Annotated in this window: 20 protein-coding genes and 1 pseudogene; 16 read left to right on the top strand and 5 right to left on the bottom strand. The window is 66.6% G+C overall.

The window, feature by feature from the left end:
* Nucleotides 1-180 precede the first annotated feature (180 nt).
* Nucleotides 181-390: a dodecin gene (locus ABKF58_RS01865; RefSeq protein WP_008953327.1), complete on the top strand. Its 210-nt coding sequence runs from the start codon at nt 181-183 to the stop codon at nt 388-390.
* Nucleotides 391-414: 24 nt separating this feature from the next.
* On the opposite strand, the gene ABKF58_RS01860 is transcribed toward ABKF58_RS01865, so the two are convergent.
* Nucleotides 415-1332, bottom strand: coding sequence for a LysR family transcriptional regulator (locus tag ABKF58_RS01860; RefSeq protein ID WP_482583204.1), 918 nt, complete (start codon nt 1330-1332; stop codon nt 415-417).
* Between the two features lie 351 nt (nt 1333-1683).
* On the opposite strand from ABKF58_RS01860, the gene ABKF58_RS01855 reads away from it, so the two are divergent.
* On the top strand, nt 1684-2574 hold the full coding sequence (locus ABKF58_RS01855) for a DMT family transporter (RefSeq protein ID WP_482583203.1): 891 nt from the start codon (nt 1684-1686) through the stop codon (nt 2572-2574).
* Nucleotides 2575-2637: 63 nt separating this feature from the next.
* Nucleotides 2638-3417, top strand: a complete 780-nt coding sequence (locus tag ABKF58_RS01850; RefSeq protein ID WP_482583202.1) for a carbonic anhydrase — start codon at nt 2638-2640, stop codon at nt 3415-3417.
* A gap of 48 nt (nt 3418-3465) precedes the next feature.
* Here ABKF58_RS01850 and ABKF58_RS01845 read toward each other — a convergent pair whose 3' ends face one another.
* Nucleotides 3466-4389: a LysR family transcriptional regulator gene (locus ABKF58_RS01845; protein ID WP_482583201.1), complete on the bottom strand. Its 924-nt coding sequence runs from the start codon at nt 4387-4389 to the stop codon at nt 3466-3468.
* 172 nt (nt 4390-4561) lie between these two features.
* Between ABKF58_RS01845 and lysA the strand changes: the two genes are divergently transcribed.
* Entirely contained in the window at nt 4562-5803 is a 1242-nt protein-coding gene (gene lysA / locus ABKF58_RS01840; protein WP_482583200.1) for a diaminopimelate decarboxylase, read from the top strand.
* 269 nt (nt 5804-6072) lie between these two features.
* Here the strand turns inward: lysA and mfd are convergent, their stop codons facing one another.
* Nucleotides 6073-9462, bottom strand: coding sequence for a transcription-repair coupling factor (gene mfd, locus ABKF58_RS01835; protein WP_482583199.1), 3390 nt, complete (start codon nt 9460-9462; stop codon nt 6073-6075).
* 898 nt (nt 9463-10360) lie between these two features.
* Here mfd and ABKF58_RS01830 point away from each other — a divergent pair.
* The 12 genes and pseudogenes from ABKF58_RS01830 (at nt 10361) to rplI (ending at nt 18158) form a co-directional block, all read left to right on the top strand.
* Complete coding sequence (locus ABKF58_RS01830) at nt 10361-11893, top strand: sensor domain-containing protein (RefSeq protein ID WP_482583198.1); 1533 nt, start codon at nt 10361-10363, stop codon at nt 11891-11893.
* Nucleotides 11791-12219 (top strand): annotated as a pseudogene (locus ABKF58_RS01825) (EAL domain-containing protein); the annotation flags it as partial. The gene ABKF58_RS01830 and the pseudogene ABKF58_RS01825, both read left to right, overlap by 103 nt.
* 67 nt (nt 12220-12286) lie before the next feature.
* Nucleotides 12287-12859 carry an EAL domain-containing protein gene (locus tag ABKF58_RS01820; protein ID WP_482583197.1) on the top strand — a complete coding sequence of 191 codons (573 nt, stop codon included), beginning with the start codon at nt 12287-12289 and terminating at the stop codon, nt 12857-12859.
* 54 nt (nt 12860-12913) lie between these two features.
* Nucleotides 12914-13669 (top strand): 23S rRNA (guanosine(2251)-2'-O)-methyltransferase RlmB, encoded by a 756-nt coding sequence (gene rlmB / locus ABKF58_RS01815; RefSeq protein WP_008953319.1) that lies wholly within the window; start codon nt 12914-12916, stop codon nt 13667-13669.
* A 166-nt stretch (nt 13670-13835) separates the two neighbouring features.
* Nucleotides 13836-15335, top strand: coding sequence for a multicopper oxidase family protein (locus ABKF58_RS01810; RefSeq protein WP_482583196.1), 1500 nt, complete (start codon nt 13836-13838; stop codon nt 15333-15335).
* 96 nt (nt 15336-15431) lie between these two features.
* Nucleotides 15432-15740 (top strand): metal-sensitive transcriptional regulator, encoded by a 309-nt coding sequence (locus ABKF58_RS01805; RefSeq protein ID WP_008953317.1) that lies wholly within the window; start codon nt 15432-15434, stop codon nt 15738-15740.
* Nucleotides 15741-15931: 191 nt separating this feature from the next.
* On the top strand, nt 15932-16243 hold the full coding sequence (locus ABKF58_RS01800; RefSeq protein WP_482583195.1) for a hypothetical protein: 312 nt from the start codon (nt 15932-15934) through the stop codon (nt 16241-16243).
* Nucleotides 16244-16256: 13 nt separating this feature from the next.
* Nucleotides 16257-16466: a heavy-metal-associated domain-containing protein gene (locus ABKF58_RS01795; RefSeq protein WP_008953315.1), complete on the top strand. Its 210-nt coding sequence runs from the start codon at nt 16257-16259 to the stop codon at nt 16464-16466.
* Nucleotides 16467-16763: 297 nt separating this feature from the next.
* The gene (gene rpsF / locus ABKF58_RS01790; RefSeq protein WP_008953314.1) at nt 16764-17141 is read left to right on the top strand and encodes a 30S ribosomal protein S6; all 378 of its coding nucleotides are present in this window, start codon (nt 16764-16766) and stop codon (nt 17139-17141) included.
* 13 nt (nt 17142-17154) lie between these two features.
* Nucleotides 17155-17454 (top strand): primosomal replication protein N, encoded by a 300-nt coding sequence (gene priB / locus ABKF58_RS01785; protein ID WP_008953313.1) that lies wholly within the window; start codon nt 17155-17157, stop codon nt 17452-17454.
* Between the two features lie 5 nt (nt 17455-17459).
* Nucleotides 17460-17687, top strand: a complete 228-nt coding sequence (rpsR, locus tag ABKF58_RS01780) for a 30S ribosomal protein S18 (protein ID WP_008953312.1) — start codon at nt 17460-17462, stop codon at nt 17685-17687.
* Nucleotides 17688-17708: 21 nt separating this feature from the next.
* Nucleotides 17709-18158 (top strand): 50S ribosomal protein L9, encoded by a 450-nt coding sequence (gene rplI / locus ABKF58_RS01775; protein ID WP_008953311.1) that lies wholly within the window; start codon nt 17709-17711, stop codon nt 18156-18158.
* A 78-nt stretch (nt 18159-18236) separates the two neighbouring features.
* Here the strand turns inward: rplI and ABKF58_RS01770 are convergent, their stop codons facing one another.
* Complete coding sequence (locus ABKF58_RS01770) at nt 18237-18572, bottom strand: DUF2322 family protein (protein ID WP_294866398.1); 336 nt, start codon at nt 18570-18572, stop codon at nt 18237-18239.
* Between the two features lie 596 nt (nt 18573-19168).
* A complete protein-coding gene (locus ABKF58_RS01765; RefSeq protein WP_008953309.1) occupies nt 19169-19720 on the bottom strand; it encodes a hydrolase in 552 nt (183 codons plus the stop codon).
* Between the last annotated feature and the right edge of the window lie 168 nt (nt 19721-19888).

The following is a 19888-nucleotide window of genomic DNA, read 5'->3' as shown; positions in this document are numbered from 1 at the left end:
GCGTCGATCATCACGCTAGCTTCAAAGCCGCCCCCTGACCGGGGCGGCTTTTTTATTGCCGTGCGGTGCCGTCGACGGTTTGGAGGAGGGGGCGATTCGTCGGGCAGTTGCCGTGCCGGGCACTATGCTGAAGTTGTACCCGCCAGGACGGGATCTTTCGTATCACCTAGGGAGAACAACATGAGCAAGCATGTCTACAAGATGGTGGAACTGGTCGGTTCCTCCTCCGAGGGCTGCGATGATGCCATTCGCACCGCTATCGCCAAGGCCGGCGCCACGCTCAAGCATATCGACTGGTTCGAGGTGCTGGAAACGCGCGGCCATGTCGTCGACGGAGCCATCGCCCACTGGCAGGTCACGATCAAGGTCGGGTTCCGCGTCGAGGATTGAGGCCCGGGTGAGGCGGCCGGCAGCTCAGCTGTCGCCGAGAATGGTGCGCAGGCGCGGCACCACCAGCTGCAGGAAGGCTTCGTATTTCTTCGGCATCGGGTGGCGGTAGGGGTAGACCAGAAACACCGGCCAGCCGGAAGAGCGCCAGCCGGGCAGCACCGGGACCAGCTCGCCGCGCGCGAGCTGCGGGCTGACCACGTACTGCGGCAACAGGCCGATGCCCACGCCGGCACAGGCGGCGTTGGCGATCACGGCGTACTGGTCGCACAGCAACGTCGGCCGGATGGCGAGCGAAACGAACTGGCCGTCCTTTTCCAGCCGCCAGTCGAGGCCGGTTTCGTTGTAGCTGTTGTGCAGCAGCTGGTGTTTGAGCAAGTCATCCGGCGTCTGCGGGATGCCGGCCCGCTCCAGGTAGGCCGGCGCGGCGTACAGCTCTTCCCAGACCAAACCGATCGATTTGGCCACCAGCCGGTCGTCGTGCACCGCCCGGGTGCGCAGGCAGAAGTCGAGGCCGGCCTCCACCGGGTCCTGCAGTCGGTTCTCGGCCACCAGCTCCATTTCCAGCGCGGGGTGGAGCTCGGCCAGCTCGCCCAAGAGCGGCGCCAGCAGGTACTGCGCGAACGACATGGTCGAGCTGACGCGCAGTGGGCCGCCGATGGCGCCCTGGGCTTCCTCGATGTCCGGCCGCACCTTGTCGAGCATGCTGCGCAGCTGCGCGGCGTGGCAGGCCGTGCGGCGCCCGGCCTCGGTCAGCGCCACGCGGCGGGTGTTGCGCAGCACCAGCACCGTCCCCAGATCGTGCTCCAGATCCTTTACCAGTTGGCTGATCCGGCTCTTGGCGCAGCCGATGGCCTCGGCCGCCGCGGTGAAGCTGCCGAGGCGCGCCAGGGCATCGAAGGCGAGCAGGGCGTCCGGGGAGGGGATGTGCGAGGTTGTTTTCATGTCAGAACAATGTGTTGCTGTTACCGCTATTTTTACTAGTTTAACGGCTGTCTATGCTTTGTGCATGGCTACTTTCTGAACAGTGAGGGCATCCTGTTCCGGGCTGTTCCCTGTGCGATCAGGGCCGGCCAGCGACCGATTTCTTCTGTGGCACCGGTTTCGCTGCGGCCTTCCGGCTGGCATCGCCGGTGTGCCCTGCTCGAGCTGCGCCTGCCGCCGTCGTCCGCGACAGAGCAGCGGGTATGCCGTCTACGTTCGACAATCGCCAGCCGTCTTTGCGACAATACACTTGTCTATTCAACTCGGCCACCTCAGCCTGGTGGCCGCTTTTGTCATTCTTCAAGGACCGTCATGCTGCCGTACCTGGCCCTGTCGCTCGCCATGCTGTTGTGGGCAAGCTCGTTCATCGCGCTGAAATACGTGTTTTCGGTATTCGACCCGATGGTGGTGCTGTTTGCCCGCATGGTGATCGCCACGCTTTGCCTGCTGCCGCTGATGCTGCGTCCCGGCGTACGACGGCGTTATCAGCAAGGCGACTGGAAGTGGCTTGCCGCGCTGGCGCTGGCCGAACCCTGCCTGTACTTCCTGCTCGAGGCGCGCGCGCTGGTGTATACCAGTGCCTCGCAGGCCGGGGTGATCACCGCCACGCTGCCGCTGTTGACCTCGCTTGGCGCTTTGCTGTTTCTCAAGGAACGGCTGGGGCGTACGGTCTGGTTGGGCATTTCGGTATCGTTCGCAGGTGTGTTGTGGCTGACGCTGACCGGTGAGCAGAGCGCCGACGCACCGAACCCCTTGCTCGGCAACGCGCTGGAGTTCCTGGCGATGGTGTGCGCCACCGGTTATATCCTGATCGCCAAGAAGCTGTCGGTACGCTACTCGGCGCTGGTGATCACTGCGGCGCAGACCGTGCTCGGCATGCTGTGGTTCGGCGCGCTGCTGTTCACGCCGTGGGTGACGCTGCCGCAGACCTTGCCACTGTGGCCGAGCCTGTGGGTGCTGTACCTGGGGGCGGGGATCACGCTCGGCGCCTACGGGCTCTATACCTGGTCGGTGAGCCGGGTGCCGGTGGCGATGGCGGGGGCCTTCGTCAACCTGATCCCGGTGTTCACGGTGCTGCTGGCCTGGATCATCCTGGGGGAGACGCTGTCGGCTCAGCAGCAGCTCGCCTGCCTGCTGGTGTTCGGCGGGGTGCTGATCAGCCAGCGCAAGCCGGGGGCGAGCGTCCAAACCACGCAGGCTTGATTCGCCACGCGGCGGGTCGCTACAGTTCGGCATGACAAAACGCTGAACAAGGAAACCCGCTTCATGACTCGAACCGTTTCGCTGACGGCCCGCCTGCTGGCTGGCGGCTTGGCGCTGCTGATTGGCACGGCCCAGGCCGCCGAATCGCCCTCCATCGCTCCCCAGGCCGCGCCGGTATCCGTCTACGCCGACGAACATGGCCACGGTTCCGAGCTGGCCCAGGTGAAGGGAGCGGTCGACGCCATTATCAACGCCAACCTGCGCTACATGCGGACGCACGCGCCGGGCTACTTCGAGCGCTTTGCCGACCAGCAGACGCCGCGCGCCACGGTGATTACCTGCTCCGATTCGCGGGTGCAGGCGGACGCCTTCTCCGCCGACGCCGTCAACGACCTGTTCATGGTGCGCGACATCGGCAACCAGCTCGCCACCGCCGAGGGATCGGTGGAGTACGGCGTGCGCCATCTGCACACGCCGCTGCTGCTGATCGTCGGCCATGCCGTGTGCGGTGCGGTGAAGGCGGCCTCCGGCGACTATTCCGGCATCGAGCCGGCCATCGCCAAGGAACTCGCCACCATCAACATTCCCAAAGGGATCGATGTCACCGACGGCGTGCTGCTCAACGTCAACAACCAGGTGGACGCCGCGCTGCTGAAGTTCGCGGGCGAGGTGGAGTCGGGCAAGCTATCGGTGATCGGCGCCTTCTACGACTTCCGCAACGATCTGCGCCAGGGCTACGGCAAGCTGGTGATCACCAACGTCAACGGCGAGACCGATCCGGCGCGCATCCGCGATCTCGTCAATAGCGGCCGCTTCTTCCAACTCGGCGCGGCGCAGCCGTAATGGCCCCTTGCTCTCCCGACGACACGCCCGGCTGCAGGCCGGGTTTTTTCATGCCAGCGCTAGCGCCGCCTCCAGCCGGATGGCGAGTTCCGCCGCCTGCTGTTGCAGCGCTTCGACGAAGTGTTCGGCCAACTGCGAGGAGGGGCGGTGCTCCGGGCGCACCACGCTGACGGTGAACGGAATCGAGACCGTGAAGCGGCGCATGGCGAGGCCATGCCCGGCGTAGTCGAGCGCGGTGAGCGGGTTGACCACGGCCACGCCGAGCCCGGCGCGCACCATGGCGCACACCGAGGCGGCGCTGTGCGTCTCCACCACCAGGCGGCGCTCGATGCCGGCCTGGCCGAACAGGCTGTCGAGCTGCTGGCGGTAGGGGTCGGTGGCGGAGAGACTGATGAAGTTCTGGCCCGCCAGGTCGGCCGGAGCGAGCGCCGTCCTGGCCTGCAGGGGATGGCCGTCCGGCAGTACGCACACCTCGTCGGCGCGCATCAGCGGGGCGATGCGGGTGCCGGCCGGGGCGGTGCCGTGCTCGGTCAGGCCCAGGTCGTGGCGCTGCGCCGACAGCCATTCTTCCAGCAGTGGCGACTCCTGCGGCACGATGGAGAGGCTGACCTCGGGGTAGACCGCGAGGAAGCGCCGGCACACCTCGGGCAACAGCGATTGCGAGAACGCCGGCAGGCAGGCAATGGAGAGCTGGCCCTGCTGGAACTGGCGGATCGAGGCGGCGGTGTTGCGGATGCGTTCCAAGCCGAAGTAGGAGCGCTGCACCTCCTCGAACAGCATCAGCGCCTGCGCCGTCGGCTGCAGCCGGCCACGCACGCGGTCGAACAGGGTCAGGCCGGTCAGCGTTTCCAGCCGCGCCAGCTCGCGGCTGACGGTGGGTTGCGAGGTGTGCAACAGGTCGGCGGCGCCGGTGACGCTGCCGGAGGTCATCACGGCCCAGAAGATTTCGATGTGGCGCAGGCTGAGGGACATGTGGTGGCATGGCGGTAGTGGATCAATCCATATCGTACATGAATGGATATGGTGAAAAACGATATTTTATGAAATGGCATCGCTCGGGCATGATGGCGGGTATGTTCCGGCACCCCATGCCGCTTCTTGACTGACCGCGCCGCGCTGCACCGTGGCCCAGGAGCTTTTTCGAATGACTATCCGCAATCCCGAGCTGCTCAATGCCGTCGCCCGCCAGTACGGCACCCCGGTATGGCTCTACGACGCCGCGGTGATCCGCGAGCGCATCGCCCAGTTGCGCGCCTTCGACGTGATCCGCTTCGCGCAGAAGGCCTGCTCCAACACCCATATCCTGCGTCTGATGCGCGAGCAGGGCGTGGTGGTGGACGCGGTGTCGCTGGGCGAGATCGAACGCGCCCTGGCCGCCGGCTTCTCTGGCCGCGGCGGCGAGCCGTCCGGCATCGTGCTGACCGCCGACCTGCTGGACCAGGCCACGCTGGCGCGCGTGGTGGCGGAGCAGATTCCGGTCAACGCCGGTTCCATCGACATGCTGCGTCAGCTCGGCGCGGCATCGCCGGGCCATCGCGTCTGGCTGCGCATCAATCCGGGCTTCGGCCATGGCCACAGCAACAAGACCAATACCGGCGGCGAGAACAGCAAGCATGGCATCTGGCACGAACAGCTGCCGGACGCGCTGCAGGTGATCCGCGAACACGGCCTCAGCCTGGTCGGCCTGCACATGCACATCGGTTCCGGTGTGGACTACGGCCACCTGCAGCAGGTGTGCGGCGCCATGGTCGAGCTGGTGGCCGGCATGGGGCATGACCTCGAGGCGATCTCGGCCGGCGGCGGGCTGTCGATCCCGTATCGCGACGGCGATGCGCGCATCGATACCGCGCACTACTTCGGGCTGTGGGACGCGGCGCGCAAGGAGATCGAAGTGAAGCTGGGTCATCCGGTGCGCCTTGAGATCGAGCCGGGCCGCTTCCTGGTGGCCGAGTCCGGCGCGCTGCTGGCCGAGGTGCGCGCGGTCAAGGACATGGGCAACCGCCACTTCGTGCTGGTGGACGCCGGCTTCAACGACCTGATGCGGCCGTCGATGTACGGCAGCTACCATGGCATCTCGCTGGTCGCGCAGGGCCGGCCGCAGCCGGCGGACGACGCGCTGGTGCCGACCGTGGTGGCCGGGCCGCTGTGCGAATCGGGTGACGTGTTCACCCAGGAAGACGGCGGCGTGGTGGTGACGCGCGATCTGCCGCCGTGCCAGGTGGGCGACTACCTGCTGTTCCACGACACCGGCGCTTACGGCGCGTCGATGTCCTCCAACTACAACAGCCGACCGCTGCTGCCGGAGGTGCTGATCGACGGCGATGCGGTACGCCTGATCCGCCGCCGCCAGACCATGGCCGAACTACTGGCGCTGGAAGCGGTGTAAGAACCTGCTCATGGTCTTGCTGCGCGTCCCTGATCGGGGCTCATGTGCACTGCGTGCGAATCTATTGATTCGCTCAGCGATCAGAAATCCTCATGGACTCATGTCCATTCCGGTTTCTGCGCTGCTCTTCACCCCGCTGAGGGCCGCTCGCGACAGACCCTGAACAGGTTCCCAAGCCCTGCGCGTTTTCCATGAAAAAGCCGTGCCACCCAGAGGAGGCACGGCTTTTTTGATTCTGAGCTCGGCTTTCGGCCAACCTTTTGCGCGGGCTACTGCAGTTCCTTCAGCAGCTCCTTCACCCGCACCACGCGCAGGCCGACGTCGTCGACTTTGACCTCGACGCGCAGCTTGTCCTGGCCGGCCAGCTTGTAGTTCTTCTTGCTCTGGATCAGCGTGATGATCTTCATCGGGTCGATCGGCGGGTTCTTGACGAAGCTGAGCTGGATGCCCGCCTCGCTGGCGTCGAGCTTCTGCACCCCGAGCCGGCGCGCCGCCAGGCGCAGGCGGTGGCTGTCGACCAGGGTCTTGACGGTCTGCGGCGGTAGGCCGAAGCGGTCGATCAGTTCCTCGTGGATGGCGTCGATGTCGGCTTCGCTCTCGCAGCTGGCGAGCCGCTTGTACAGCACCAGCCGCTCGTGCACGTCCGGGCAGTAGGCGTCGGGCAGCAGCGCCGGGCTGTGCAGGTTGATCTCGGTGGTGACGCCCAGGGGCGCGTCGAGGTCCGGCGTCTTGCCTTTTTTCAGGTCGCGCACCGCCTGCTTCAGCATCTCGGTGAACAGCGCGAAGCCGACTTCCTGCATCTCGCCCGACTGGCCCTCGCCCAGCACCTCGCCGGCGCCGCGGATTTCCAGGTCGTGCATCGCCAGGTAGAAGCCGGCGCCCAGTTCCTCGGACAGCTGGATCGCCTCCAGCCGCTTCTGTGCGTCGCGCGTCATGCCGTCCGGCGTCAGCAGGTAGGCGTAGGCCTGGTGGTGCGAGCGGCCGACGCGGCCCCTGAGCTGGTGCAGCTGCGCCAGGCCGAACTTGTCGGCGCGGTTGATCAGGATGGTGTTGGCATTGGGGATGTCGATGCCGGTTTCGATGATGGTCGAGCACAGCAGCAGGTTGAAGCGCTGTTGCAGGAAGTCGCGCATCACCTGCTCCAGCTCGCGCTCGCGCAGCTGGCCGTGCGCCACGCCGATGCGCGCCTCGGGCAGCAGTTCGGCCAGTTTCTCCTGCATGTTCTGGATGGTGTCGACCTCGTTGTGCAGGAAGAACACCTGGCCGCCGCGCTTCAGCTCGCGCAGCACCGCCTCGCGGATCACGCCGTTGGCGAGCGGCGAGATGAAGGTCTTCACCGCCAGGCGGCGGCTCGGCGCGGTGGTGATGGCGGAGAAGTCGCGCAGCCCTTCCAGCGCCATCGACAGCGTGCGCGGGATCGGCGTCGCGGTCAGCGTCAGCACGTCGACGTTGGCGCGCAGGCGCTTGAGCTGTTCCTTCTGGCGCACGCCGAAGCGGTGCTCCTCGTCGATGATGACGAGGCCCAGGTTCTTGAACTGCACGTCCGGCTGCACCAGCTTGTGGGTGCCGATGACGATGTCCACCGTGCCTTCGGCCAACCCTGCGAGCGCCGCCTTGCTTTCCTTGGCGCTCCTGAAGCGGGACAGCTCGGCGATCTTCACCGGCCAGTCGGCGAAGCGGTCGGAGAAATTCTGGAAGTGCTGTTCGGCCAACAGCGTGGTCGGCACCAGCACCGCCACCTGCTTGCCGCCCAGCACCGCGACGAAGGCGGCGCGCAACGCCACCTCGGTCTTGCCGAAGCCGACGTCGCCGCACACCAGGCGGTCCATCGGCTTGCCCGAGCACATGTCGGCGATCACCGCCTCGATGGCGCTGGCCTGGTCCGGGGTCTCCTCGAAGCCGAAGCCGGCGGCGAAGGCGTCGTAGTCGTGGTGGTTGAGCGAAAAGGCATGCCCCTCGCGCGCGGCGCGCTGGGCGTACAGGTTCAGGAGTTCCGCCGCGGTGTCGCGCGCCTTCTCGGCGGCCTTCTTCTTGGCCTTGTCCCAGGCCGGGCTGCCGAGGCGGTGCAGCGTCAGCTGCTCGGTGGCGCCGCCGGCGTAGCGGCTGATCAGCTGCAGCTGGCTCACCGGCACGTAGAGCTTGGCGCCGTCGGCGTACTCCAGCTGCATCAGCTCGGTCTCGCCCTCACCCAGGTCCATCGACACCAGGCCGAGGTAGCGTCCGATGCCGTGCTGCTCGTGCACCACCGGGTCGCCGACCTTGACCTCGGCCAGATCGCGCAGCATGGCGTCGGAGCCGGCACGGGCGCGCGCCCGGCGCGTGTGGCTGCGGGCCACGTGCTGATAGAGCTCGCTCTCGGTGACGATGGCGAGCTGCGATTCGGCCACGGCGAAGCCGCTGAACAGTGGCGCCACGGTGAGCGCCAGCTTCATCGTGCCGCCGGCAAATTCCGCCCAGTTGTCGACCGGCACCGGCTTGATGCCGTTCTCGCTGAGGAACTGGTACATGGTCTCGCGCCGCCCCAGGCTCTCGGCGGAGAGCAGCACGCGGCCGGGGTGGCCCGACAGGAAGTCGGCCAGCTTCTGCAAGGGGTTGTCGGTGCGGCGCTCCACCGCCAGCGGCGGCAGGCCGGACGGGGCGGGCTCGGCCGGGCACTCGAAGCGCGGATAGGGCTTGAGCGCGGCCATCAGTTCGTCCGGGCGCAGCACGATCTCGGCCGGCGCCAGCACCGGGCGCTCGGTGTCGCCGCGCGCCATCTGGTGGCGCTCCTGGACCTCGCGCCAGAAGGTGTCGGCCGCCCCCGCCACGTCGCGGTGGGTCACCACCAGCGCGTCCTGGCCGAGGTAGTCGAACAGCGTCGAGGTGGTATCGAAGAACAGCGGCAGGAAGTACTCGATGCCGGCCGGCGACATCCCGGCGCTGACGTCACGGTAGATGCGGCTCTTGGACGGGTCCCCCTCCATGCGCTCGCGGTAGTGCTGGCGGAAGGCGGTGATGCCGGCTTCGTCGCTGGGGTACTCGCGCGCCGGCAGCAGGCGGATCTCCGGCACCGGGTACAGCGTGCGCTGGCTGTCCGGGTCGAAGGTGCGCAGGGAGTCGATCTCGTCGTCGAACAGATCGATGCGGTAGGGCAGCGCCGAGCCCATCGGGAACAGGTCGATCAGCCCGCCGCGGATCGAGAACTCGCCCGGCGCCATCACCTGGGTGACGTGGGCGTAGCCGGCGGTGACCAGGTCGGCGCGCAGCTGGTCGGCATCGAGCCGGGTCTTGGCCTTGAGGAAGAAGGTGCGCCCCAGCAGGTAGCCCACCGGGGCCAGCCGCGTCATCGCGGTGGAGACCGGCGCGATCACCACGTCGCATTCGCGCTGGCGGATCTGCCACAGCGTGGCCAGGCGCTCGCTGACCAGATCGGCGTGCGGCGAGAAGTGATCGTAGGGCAGGGTTTCCCAGTCCGGCAGTAGCGCCACGCGGCAGTCCGGGGCGAAGAACGGGATTTCCGCCTTCAGCCGTTGTGCGCTCTGGGCGTCGGCCGCCAGTACCAGGACCAGCCGGCCCTGGCCGGCGAGACGGGCGAACAGGGCGGCGTCCAGGCCCTCGGGCAGGGGGGCGAGTCGGGTCTTCTGGCCGGCCGGCGGCAGCGGGGGAGGTGTGGTCAACATACGACTTCACAAGAAGGGGACTCGCGGTATTATACCAGCCTGTCATCCCGTACAGCCGGGCGCCATGCGCGGACGACACGACGATAACAACAGAACCCAGGGCCCGCCGGGACGGCGGCTCGCGACAAAGGATTTATGGTGAACAGAAAGGAGTGGCTGGCTTCCTGCCTGGCGCTGCTGGTATTTCTTCCCTCGCTGCTGCTGTGGCCGCACGCCGCCACCTCCGCGCCGGGGCCGGCCAGTTTCATTCCGCACGGCCTGTTCCTGCTGTGGGCGGTGCGGCATCCCGCCCGTTCCGTCTGGTTGTGGCCGCTGCTGGCCTGGGGGCTGGCGAGCCAGTGGGCCGGGCCGCTGTGGGCCGGCGGGCTGGCGCTGTCGCTCTATCTGGTGGCCGGGGCCGCCCGGCTCGCCGGCATCCACCACGCCAGGCTGACCCTGAACTCGCTCTCGTCGCTGCTGCGGCTGCTGTCGTCGCTGCTGCTGGCGCCGGCCGCGGCGGCGGCGCTGTTGCTGTGGGGTGTGCCGGCATTTTCCGGTGTCGGGTTGCCGCTGGCTCAGGCCCTGCTGCAATACGGGGCGCTCGCCCTGGCGCTGGTGCTGTGCGTGCCGGCCGCGTTCGCCGGGGTCGAATACAGCCGGCGCCGCTACCTCGAGTTGCTGCTCATCGCGCTGGTGACGGTGTCGCTGTTGGCCGCCGTGTTCGTTGCCGGCCACGTGTCCCTGGTGCCCATCCATCTCTTGCTCTACCCCTGCCTGTTGTGGGCGGCCTGCCGCGCCGGCATCGGCGGCGCGACGCTGCTGGGGCTGCTGATCCTGGTGCTGGCGGCGTTTCTCGACGGGCCGTCGTTCCAGCCCGTCCCCCTGCCGGCCAACGGCATCGTGCTGAACCTCGGCGCTGGTGCTGTCGGCGCAGCTGGTGGCGACGCAGTCGGAAGCGGCGGTACGCCGCATCCGGCAGCTGCAGGACTCGCTGGCGCGTTTCGAAGCCTGGCTGCGCAACAGCCCCAACGTGATGTCGCTGAAGGACCTGGAGGGGCGTTACCTGCTGGTCAACCGCGCCTACTCGCGGGCGCTGGGCAAGGCCCCGGCCGAGCTGATCGGCAAGAAGAGCGCCGATTTCCTGCCGCCGGAGGAGGCGCGGGCGACGGCCGAGCAGGACCGTCAGGTGTTGAGCGCGCTGGAGTCGCGCCAGTACGAGCAGACGCTGACGCTGGACGGCTTGCCCGGCGATTTCCTGGTGACCAAGTTTCCGCTGTTCGACGCCGACGGCCTGCCGGCCGGCATCGGCTGCATCGCCACCGACATTACCCAGAGCAAGCGCGAGCGGCAGGCCAAGCAGGAGGCGGAAAACCGTTATCACGCCCTGATCGAGCAGTCGCTGGTTGGTATCTACATCCTGCAGGACGAGTGCCTGGCCTACGTCAACGACAAGCTGGCGGAGATGCTCGGCTACCCGGGCGAGGAATTGCAGGGGGAGCGGATCGAGACGGTGCTGGCGCACGAGGAGCGCCAGCGGCTGCGCCAGCAGATCACCCAGCGCCTGAGCGAGAACATCTCCATCATGCACTTCTCGGCGCGGCTGGTGCGAAAGGACGGCCAGTTGCTGGACGTGGAAATCCACAGCCGGCTGTTCGAGTATCGCGGCCGCGCGGCCATCATCGGCGTGGTGGTAGACATCTCCGACCGGGTGCAGGCCGACGCCAACCAGAAGCTCGCCAGCAAGGTGTTCGAGAACGCCGCCGAGGGCATCCTGATCACCGGGGCCGACTACCGCATCATCGCGGTGAACCAGGCCTTCACCCGCATCACCGGCTATCAGTCGGAGCAGGTCATCGGGCGCGTGTCGCGCATCTTCCGCGACAATACCAGCTGGAGCGTGGCGATGCTGGACGGGCTGGCGCGGCACGGCCACTGGCAGGGCGAGATGCTGGACCGGCGCCGCTCGCACGAGTGGTACCCGGCCGAGCTGTCGATCTCGGCGGTGCGCGACGACGCCGGCGCGATCACCAACTACGTCGGCGTGTTCGCCGACATCACGGTGCGCAAGCAGGCCGAGGAGCGGCTGCAATTCCTTGCCAACCACGACCCGCTGACGCGCCTGCCCAACCGCAGCTGGCTGATCGCGTGCCTGGAAGACCGCATCCAGCAGATCGCCAGTTCCGGGCAGCAAGTGGCGGTGATGTTCCTCGACCTCGACCGTTTCAAACTGATCAACGACTCCTTCGGCCACCAGACCGGCGACGAGCTGCTGCGCGAGACCGCCAGCCGCCTGGAGCAGGTGGTGGGGGGCGCGGCCAGATCGCCCGCCTCGGCGGTGACGAGTTCACGCTGCTGGTCAGCCATTTCGCCTCGCAGGCCACCTTGTCGACGTTGGCCGAAGACATCCTGGCGGTGCTGGCGCAACCCTTGTGGCTGGAGGGGCAGGAGCTGATCGTCACCGGCAGCCTCGGCATCAGCGTCTACCCCCACGACGGCAGCGACGCCCGCACCCTGCTCAAGAACGCCGACGTGGCGATGTACCGTGCCAAGGAGGCCGGCAAGAACACCTACCAGTTCTTCGCTGCCGAGATGAACGCCCAGGCGATCGAACGGCTGCAGTTGGAGCGCGGCCTGCGCCAGGCGCTCGAGCGCGGCGAATTCGAGCTCCACTTCCAGCCCATCGTGGCGGCGGCGACGTATCGCCTGGAGGCGCTCGAGGTGCTGCTGCGCTGGCGCCATCCCGAGCTGGGGCTGGTGTCGCCGGTACGCTTCATCCCGTTGGCCGAGGAGACCGGCCTGATCCGCCCGATCGGCGACTGGGTCATCCGCCAGTGCCTGCCGCCAGTTGGCCGAGTGGGATTGCCTGGGCCTGCACGTGCCGCGCCTGGCGATCAACCTGTCGGCGCGCCAGTTCGAGCAGCAGGGGCTGATCATGCAGGTGGCCGGCGCGCTGGCCGAGGCCGGCATCGCCGCCGGCCGGCTGGAACTGGAAATGACCGAGAGCATGGTGATGCAGAACCCGAGCGAGGCGGTATCGCTGCTGGGCGAGCTCAAGGCGCTCGGGGTGCGGCTGTCGATCGACGATTTCGGCACCGGCTACTCGTCGCTGTCCTACCTCAAGCGCTTCCCGCTCGACACGCTCAAGATCGACCGCTCCTTCATCGAGGGGTTGCCGGGCGACGGCGACAACGCGGCGATCGCCGAGGCGATCCTGGCGATGGCGCGCAAGCTGTCGTTCAGCGTGGTGGCCGAGGGGGTGGAAACCGAGGCGCAGGCGGCCTTTCTCTGTGCCAAGGGCTGCCAGCTGCTGCAGGGCTATCTGTTCAGCCGGCCGCTGCCGGCGGCGGAACTGCCGGCCTTCCTGCAGCAGCGAAGCCCGCAGCCGCTGACGCGCGAGCGTGGCGCGATAGTGCGCTGAGGCGCGGCGATGGCGGTACAATAGCCGCCATTTCCGTTTTCAGGCTTTTCCCTCATGAGCAACAAGCGCCTCATCCACGGCTTCCACGCCGTCAACGCCCGGCTGTGGCAGAACCCCAAGAGCCTGCTCGAGATCTGGCTCGCCGGCGGCCGCCAGGACGCCCGCGCCCAGGCGGTGCTCGACAAGGCCGCGGCGGAAAACATCAAGCTGCACATCGTCGACAAGGCGCGCCTGGACAGCATGAGCGGCAACGCGCGCCACCAGGGCGTGGTGGCGATGATCGACGCCAGCCGCAGCTACGTCAGTCTGGACGACGTGCTGGAAAACCTGTCCGAACCGCCGCTGCTGTTGATCCTCGACGGCGTCACCGACCCGCACAACCTCGGCGCCTGCCTGCGCGTCGCCGACGCCATGGGGGCGCACGCGGTGATCGCGCCCAAGGACCGCTCCGCCACCCTGAACGCTACCGTGTCCAAGGTGGCCTGCGGCGCCGCCGAAGTGGTGCCCTACATCACTGTCACCAACCTGGCGCGCACCCTGCGCGACCTCAAGGACGCCGGGGTGTGGATCGCCGGCACCACCATGGAGGCCGACACCGACCTCTACCACTTCGACGCCGCCGGCCCGCTGGCCTGGGTGATGGGCTCGGAAGGCGAGGGCATGCGCCGTCTGACGCGCGAGCATTGCGACGTGCTGGTGTCGATTCCGATGTTCGGCAGCGTCGAGAGCCTCAACGTCTCGGTGTCGTCCGGCATGGTGCTGTCCGAGAGCCGGCGCCAGCGCGTGCTGAAGGGCGAGGCCAAAGCCTGAGCCTGCTCCCGCCCGGCCTTCGACACCCCCGCCTTGCGCGGGGGTGTTTCGTTTCGGCCAACGTTGAGCGGCGTGCCGCTCTCCCGGAACTTTTTGCGTTGGCGCGGTATCTTTCAAAATACCCTGTAGGGGTATATGATTCGAGAGAACCGAGAAGGAGAACCGCATGCACCGTCGTCGTTTCCTGGAGTTGTCGCTGGGGATGGCCGCCCTGCCGCTGATCGTGCGCCGGGCCTGGGCCGCCACCCCGCCCGCCATGCCGGGCATGGACCATGGCGCGCATGCCGGCCATGACATGGCCGCGATGGCAGGCGATGCCGGCGGCGTCACGCTGCCCGAAGGGCGGCCGCTGCCGCCGCTGCAGCGGCTCGTCAATCGTGGCGGCGCCGGACGCGTGAGCGGCGAATTGGTCGCCGCGCCGATCAAGCTGCCGCTGCTGCCGGGGCGCCAGCCGACCACGTTCTGGGCCTACAACGGCAGCGTGCCGGGGCCGTTGATCGAGGCCTACGAGGGGGACACGGTCGAGATCGCCTTCACCAACCGGCTCGCCCAGCCCACCACCATCCACTGGCACGGCATGCCGGTGCCGGCCGAGCAGGACGGCAACCCGCACGACCCGGTGCCGCCGGGAGCTTCGCGCCACTACCGTTTCACCCTGCCCAAGGGCTCGGCCGGCACCTACTGGTACCACCCGCACCCGCACGGCTACACCGGGCAGCAGGCCTACATGGGGCTGGCCGGGACCTTCATCGTGCGTCGTCGCGACGACCCGCTGGCGCACTTGCCGGAGCAGTTGCTGGTGCTGTCCGACCTCAAGCTGGATGGCGACGGCAGCATCGCCGCCAACTCGATGGCCGACCATCACGACGGCCGCGAAGGCCAGTTCGTGCTGGTCAACGGCGCGCTTCGGCCAACCCTGGCGCTGGCCGAGGGCGAACGCCAGCGCTGGCGCCTGTGGAACGCCACCAGCGCGCGCATCCTGAAGATCGCGCTGCCGGCGCACGAGGTGCACCTGGTCGGCACCGACGGCGGGGCCATCGCTTCGCCGCGCCGCATCGAGCACCTGCTGCTGTCGCCGGGCGAGCGCGCCGAGCTGGTGGTGACCGGGCGTTTCGGCGTCGGCCAGACGCCCGGCCTGGTGGCGCTGCCGTACGCGCGCGGCAAGGCGATGCACCCGGAGCAGGACGCGGTGCTGCCGCTCATGACGCTGAACCGTCACGGCCGCCGCGCCAGTGCGCCGTTGCCGGCCCGCCTCGCCGAGGTGCCGGCGCTGCCGGCGCCGGCCGTGAAGCGGCGCGTGGAGTTCTCCGAGAACATGGCCGATCCGAAGGCGATGTTCCTGATCAACGGCAAGACCTACGACATGGCGCGCATCGATTTCGAAGGCAAGGTCGGCCAGGTGGAAGAGTGGGAGATCGTCGGCAACGCCCACATGGACCACCCCTTCCACCTGCACGGCACGCAGTTCCAGGTGCTGGCGCGCACCGAAGACGGCCAGTGGCGTGACGAGCCGTTCCTGGCCCGGCACGACGTGGTCAACGTCGCGGCCGGCGAGAGCGTGCGGCTGCGCTTCCGCCAGGATCTGCCCGGCCTGCGCATGTTCCACTGCCACATTCTCGAGCACGAGGACCAGGGCATGATGGGGCAGCTGCTGGTGCGCACCTGAGTGGCCGCCGGCCTAAACTGATAACAGGGGGCGCCCTTTGACCGGGGCGCCGGATACGTCACAATGCCGGATTGCCTTTCCCTCCGAGGAGTCGTCATGCAGCAGTGCTGTGACCATGAACCCCCGGGCAGCGACAAGTTGGTCGTGCAGCCCAACAAGAGCGCCTTGCTCAAGCGCCTGGCGCGGATCGAAGGGCAGGTGCGCGGCATCAGCGGCATGATCGACGGCGACCGCTACTGCGTCGACGTGCTCACCCAGATCGCCGCGGTCAAATCGGCGCTCGACGCGGTGTCGCTGCAACTGTTGGAAAACCACATGAAGGGCTGCGTGGCGCAGGCGCTGCGCGCCGGCGACGCCACCGGCGTGGTGACCGAGCTGATCGACGTGGTGAAGAAGGTGCGCTGATTCCAAAAAGCATTAAGAACGCGAACGCGAAGGCAAGTGAGCGGGGCCGCAGATAGTACAAGTAGTACGGTAAGTGCTCGCTGAGCGAATCTCTGCGATAGATTCGCACGCGGTCCGCGCAACGCCGCCGCCAAAGTTATCGTGTCTAAGGCGCATTGGAATGACGCCGCCCAGGGCGGCGGGAGGTAAACATGGACAGGCTGGTGCGCGCGCTCATGCTCGCGCTGTGGTGCGGGCCGCTCGTCACGGTGGCGGCGCCGATTCCGTTCAGCGTTTTCATCCGGCTCGATACCGGCATGAGCGAGGCCGAGGTGCTCGAGCTCACCGGGCCGCCCGACTACGTCAGCGACGGCGGCTCGGTCCGTTACCGCACGCGGCACGGCTTTGCCTGGGGCGACCGCAAGTCCATGACCTGGTACGCGGATGGCGTCGAGCCTCATACCACCACCATCACCTTCCGCAACGGGCGGGTGAGCGATATCGAACGCTACAAGAAATTCTGAGAAAGGAAGCTTCATGGAAAAAATCATCCTGCACGTCGAGGGCATGACCTGCAACGGTTGCGCCAACAGCATCAAGAACGCCCTAGGTCAGCTGGAAGGGGTGCGCCAGGTGGAAGTGGACCTGGCGAGCGGCAAGGTCGAAGTGTTGTGCGACGCCGGCATGCCGACGCGCGGCATGCTGGCCGAGGCGGTGAGCGATGCCGGCTACGACGTGGTCGGCTGAGCGCTTGTGAATAAATCTGCTGCGCGCTCCAATCCCGGCCCTGCGATACTCGCCGTACCATTTGTACGGCTGCGCTTCTCAAGCCGGCCTTGGGTCGCTCGCGACGATTTCTTTCACAAGCGCCGCCCATGATTTGATCGTTTCGGCAACGACGCCACAGCCGCTGGCCCAAATCCATGGGGCGGCGGCTGTTTTTCGTTGCCCTGTCCGGTAAAGGTGCGTAGAATTCTGCGGTTCTCAACCCTTGCCTTTCTGCTACCGCATGGCGGAAAGGCTTTATAGCCACAAGGAGTTCACATGCGTCATTACGAAATCGTGTTCATCGTCCATCCGGACCAGAGCGAACAGGTTCCGGCCATGATCGAGCGCTACAAGGGCATGGTTCTGGCCGCCGAAGGCAAGATCCATCGTCTGGAAGACTGGGGCCGCCGTCAACTGGCTTACCCGATCCAGAAGCTGCACAAGGCTCACTACGTTCTGATGAACGTCGAGTGCCAAGCAGAGACCCTGGCCGAGATCGAACACGCGTTCAAATTCAACGACGCCGTTCTGCGCCACCTGACCATCAAGCTGGACCGCGCCGTGACCGAAGCGTCCCCGATGATGAAGGACGAGAAGGCCAAGAATCTGCTGGAACCGCAACAGCCGGCCGCCGAGGCTGAAGTCGCTGCCTGATCGCGACTCCACCTTGCAGAACCAGCTGGTACTGACCGCCGCTGTCGAACGCGAAGACGCCCTGAGATACACCCCCGCCGGCCTGCCGGTGCTGGAAATGTGGCTCAGGCATCAGTCCCGGCAGCGTGAAGCGGGGTTCGAAAGGGATGTGAGCTGCGAAGTGCAGGCACTCCTGATCGGCGAAGCGGCCCGGAAGTTTTCCGGCAGTCTGGCAGGCAAGATGGTCACCGTCAGCGGTTTCCTCAGCCAGCGCAGCCTGCGCAACCCGCGGTTAGTACTGCATATCGAACACGTTGAATTTGTAAAAGGTTAGTCAAAATGGCTCGTCAACTCTTCAAGCGCAAGAAGTTCTGCCGTTTCACGGCAGAAGGCATCAAGGAAATCGACTACAAATCCGTTGATCTCCTGAAGGATTTCATCGCCGAAAACGGCAAGATCATCCCGTCCCGCATCACCGGTACCAAGGCCCGTTATCAGCGTCAGCTGACCACCGCGATCAAGCGCGCGCGTTTCCTGGCCTTCCTGCCGTACACCGACCAACACTAAGCCGGGAAAGGATACGACAAGATGCAAATCATTCTGCTCGAAAAAGTGGCCAACCTGGGTCAACTGGGTGACGTGGTTAAGGTCAAGGACGGTTACGCTCGTAACTTCCTGATCCCGCAGGGCAAGGCCAAGCGTGCCAACGCCGCCAACCTGGAAGCTTTCGAAGCTCGCCGCGCCGAACTGGAAGCCAAGCAAGCCGAAATCCTGGCCGACGCTCAGGCTCGTGCCGAGAAGCTGACCGACGCTACCATCACCATCGCCCAGAAGGCCGGTGTGGATGGCCGTCTGTTCGGCTCCGTAACCAACGTCGACATCGCTGAAGCCGTGACCGCCTTCGGCGTGCCGGTGAAGCGTTTCGAAGTTCGCCTGCCGAACGGCCAGCTGAAGGCCATCGGTGAATACGACCTGGAAGTTGCCCTGCACCACGACGTGGTTGTGGCGATCAAGGTTGTCGTGGTACCGGAAGCCTGATTCCCAGTTATACCGGAATCGTTAAAAAGCCCGCACATGTGCGGGCTTTTTTCATGCTTGCGCGAGGGGCGCCGTAGCTCATTCGCCCTGCAGTACGAGGCGCGCCTTGAGGCCGGGGGCGCCTGCTTCGGCGATGGCCAGCAGGCGGTCGATATTGGGGTGCTTGCCGGGATTGAGCCGGGCGTCGGCGGTGTGCTCGGCGTAGAGCGCCAGCCCTTCTGCGGCCGCGGTGCGGTCGATGTGGCCGAAGCGCTGCACCAGCGCGTAGTAGACCTTGACCGAGCCGGCGGTACCGGGCTGGTTTTCCAGGCGAGCCTGCGGTTCGTCGTGTTCGTCGAGCAGCACCAGTGCGGCGATGCCGGCGGTGTCGGGCAGAGTGGCCAGAATGTCCTTGAAGCTGGCGGATGTGGTCATTGCTTTTTTCCTTGATGTCATCGGGGTGTCGGGGCGCTCGCTGCTGGCGCCAGCCCTGTCGGCGCTCAGCATGCCTCGAGTGGGATCTCGGCGGTAGTTTACCATCGTGTTGGCAGCAACCGTTTCGCTGCGGACTCTGCTCCGGAGGCGGTGCAGGGCGGTCAGTGAAGTCGTGGGCGTGGGCTCGTGGCAGCGTGTCGGTCGCCGTCAGCACATAGCCGCAGGGCGTTGAAGAAAGGACTGACGCGCTGGGGATGTGGGGATGTCTTGGCCGGCCGTTTACGGATTCCATGGCACGATTTTTGCTTAATAGGCTGTGGTTATCCAGCGTGCCGTCGCTTCGATGCGGGGTAAAGGGGAGGGTTGCACCTGTTTGGCGCCTTTTCCTGCGTCGTTATGGTGATGAATGCACCATGATAGTGCACGCAGCAGAGCCAAGTCTGCACTTCTGCTCGACAGGGCCGGAAGTGGAAGTAATAGAGGAGAACTAGAACGGCTCAGCCGTCATCTCGAGAAAGACAAGGTTGGCCGAAGCCGCTTCGGCCAACCTTTCGTTTTTTCCGGCCCGCCGTCTCGTCCCGAATGACCTTTCCGCCTCAGGGTTGTACGCCCTGCAGATAGCGCTTGCTCATACTGCGGAACAGCTCGGAGCCGGCTTCGCGCAGCATTTCGAACAGCACCATCTCGCGGCTCACCAGCACCGCGCCGGCGTCGCGCATGCGTTGCAGGCCGAGTTCGAGATCGCGCGCCGAGCGGCTCGTCACCGCGTCCGCCACCACGAACACCTGTTTTCCCGCCGCCAGCAATTCCAGCACCGTCTGCAGCACGCAGACGTGGGTTTCCATGCCGCACACGATAACCTGGTCGCGCGTCAGCAGCGTCTCCGGCAGGCAGTCGCCGGCGACGCAGGAGAAATGCCGTTTCGCCACCACGGGGGCGGCGGGGGCGGCCGCCAGCAGTTCCGGCACGGTGTGGCCGAGGCCCTGCGGATACTGTTCGGAAAACACCACCGGCAGGCCGGTGTCGTGGGCCACGCCGAGCAGCCAGCGCACCCGTGCCACCACCCCGTCGGGATCGATCACCGCCGGCACCAGTTTCTGCTGGATGTCCACCACCAGCAGCGTGGCTTTGTCGCGTTGCATCAGCATGTCGTCTCCTTTTCCCGAAGTGTCAGCCGTGAGCCTAGCAGCCGTGCCGCGCTGGCGGCAAGACCGCACCGGACCAAGGGCTATCCCTTGATGGGCCGAAGGATGAAATGTGGCACCATCGCGTTCATCGACACGATAGAACGCGTGCGGGCGCTGGCGGTCCGCTAC

The sequence above is a fragment of the Pseudogulbenkiania sp. AW2-16 genome, assembly GCF_056824575.1.
This window is presented reverse-complemented; position numbering and strand designations above follow the sequence as displayed.

What these genes read in the sequence shown, in the direction of transcription:
- ABKF58_RS01865 (WP_008953327.1), top strand. Translation starts at nt 181, where the DNA reads ATGAGCAAGCATGTCTACAAGATGGTGGAACTGGTCGGTTCCTCCTCC.
- rplI (WP_008953311.1), top strand. Translation starts at nt 17,709, where the DNA reads ATGCAAATCATTCTGCTCGAAAAAGTGGCCAACCTGGGTCAACTGGGT.
- ABKF58_RS01845 (WP_482583201.1), bottom strand. Translation starts at nt 4,389, where the DNA reads ATGTCCCTCAGCCTGCGCCACATCGAAATCTTCTGGGCCGTGATGACC.
- rpsF (WP_008953314.1), top strand. Translation starts at nt 16,764, where the DNA reads ATGCGTCATTACGAAATCGTGTTCATCGTCCATCCGGACCAGAGCGAA.
- ABKF58_RS01795 (WP_008953315.1), top strand. Translation starts at nt 16,257, where the DNA reads ATGGAAAAAATCATCCTGCACGTCGAGGGCATGACCTGCAACGGTTGC.
- ABKF58_RS01765 (WP_008953309.1), bottom strand. Translation starts at nt 19,720, where the DNA reads ATGCTGATGCAACGCGACAAAGCCACGCTGCTGGTGGTGGACATCCAG.
- rlmB (WP_008953319.1), top strand. Translation starts at nt 12,914, where the DNA reads ATGAGCAACAAGCGCCTCATCCACGGCTTCCACGCCGTCAACGCCCGG.
- ABKF58_RS01800 (WP_482583195.1), top strand. Translation starts at nt 15,932, where the DNA reads ATGGACAGGCTGGTGCGCGCGCTCATGCTCGCGCTGTGGTGCGGGCCG.
- ABKF58_RS01855 (WP_482583203.1), top strand. Translation starts at nt 1,684, where the DNA reads ATGCTGCCGTACCTGGCCCTGTCGCTCGCCATGCTGTTGTGGGCAAGC.
- ABKF58_RS01805 (WP_008953317.1), top strand. Translation starts at nt 15,432, where the DNA reads ATGCAGCAGTGCTGTGACCATGAACCCCCGGGCAGCGACAAGTTGGTC.
- ABKF58_RS01810 (WP_482583196.1), top strand. Translation starts at nt 13,836, where the DNA reads ATGCACCGTCGTCGTTTCCTGGAGTTGTCGCTGGGGATGGCCGCCCTG.
- rpsR (WP_008953312.1), top strand. Translation starts at nt 17,460, where the DNA reads ATGGCTCGTCAACTCTTCAAGCGCAAGAAGTTCTGCCGTTTCACGGCA.
- ABKF58_RS01770 (WP_294866398.1), bottom strand. Translation starts at nt 18,572, where the DNA reads ATGACCACATCCGCCAGCTTCAAGGACATTCTGGCCACTCTGCCCGAC.
- mfd (WP_482583199.1), bottom strand. Translation starts at nt 9,462, where the DNA reads ATGTTGACCACACCTCCCCCGCTGCCGCCGGCCGGCCAGAAGACCCGA.
- ABKF58_RS01850 (WP_482583202.1), top strand. Translation starts at nt 2,638, where the DNA reads ATGACTCGAACCGTTTCGCTGACGGCCCGCCTGCTGGCTGGCGGCTTG.
- ABKF58_RS01860 (WP_482583204.1), bottom strand. Translation starts at nt 1,332, where the DNA reads ATGAAAACAACCTCGCACATCCCCTCCCCGGACGCCCTGCTCGCCTTC.
- lysA (WP_482583200.1), top strand. Translation starts at nt 4,562, where the DNA reads ATGACTATCCGCAATCCCGAGCTGCTCAATGCCGTCGCCCGCCAGTAC.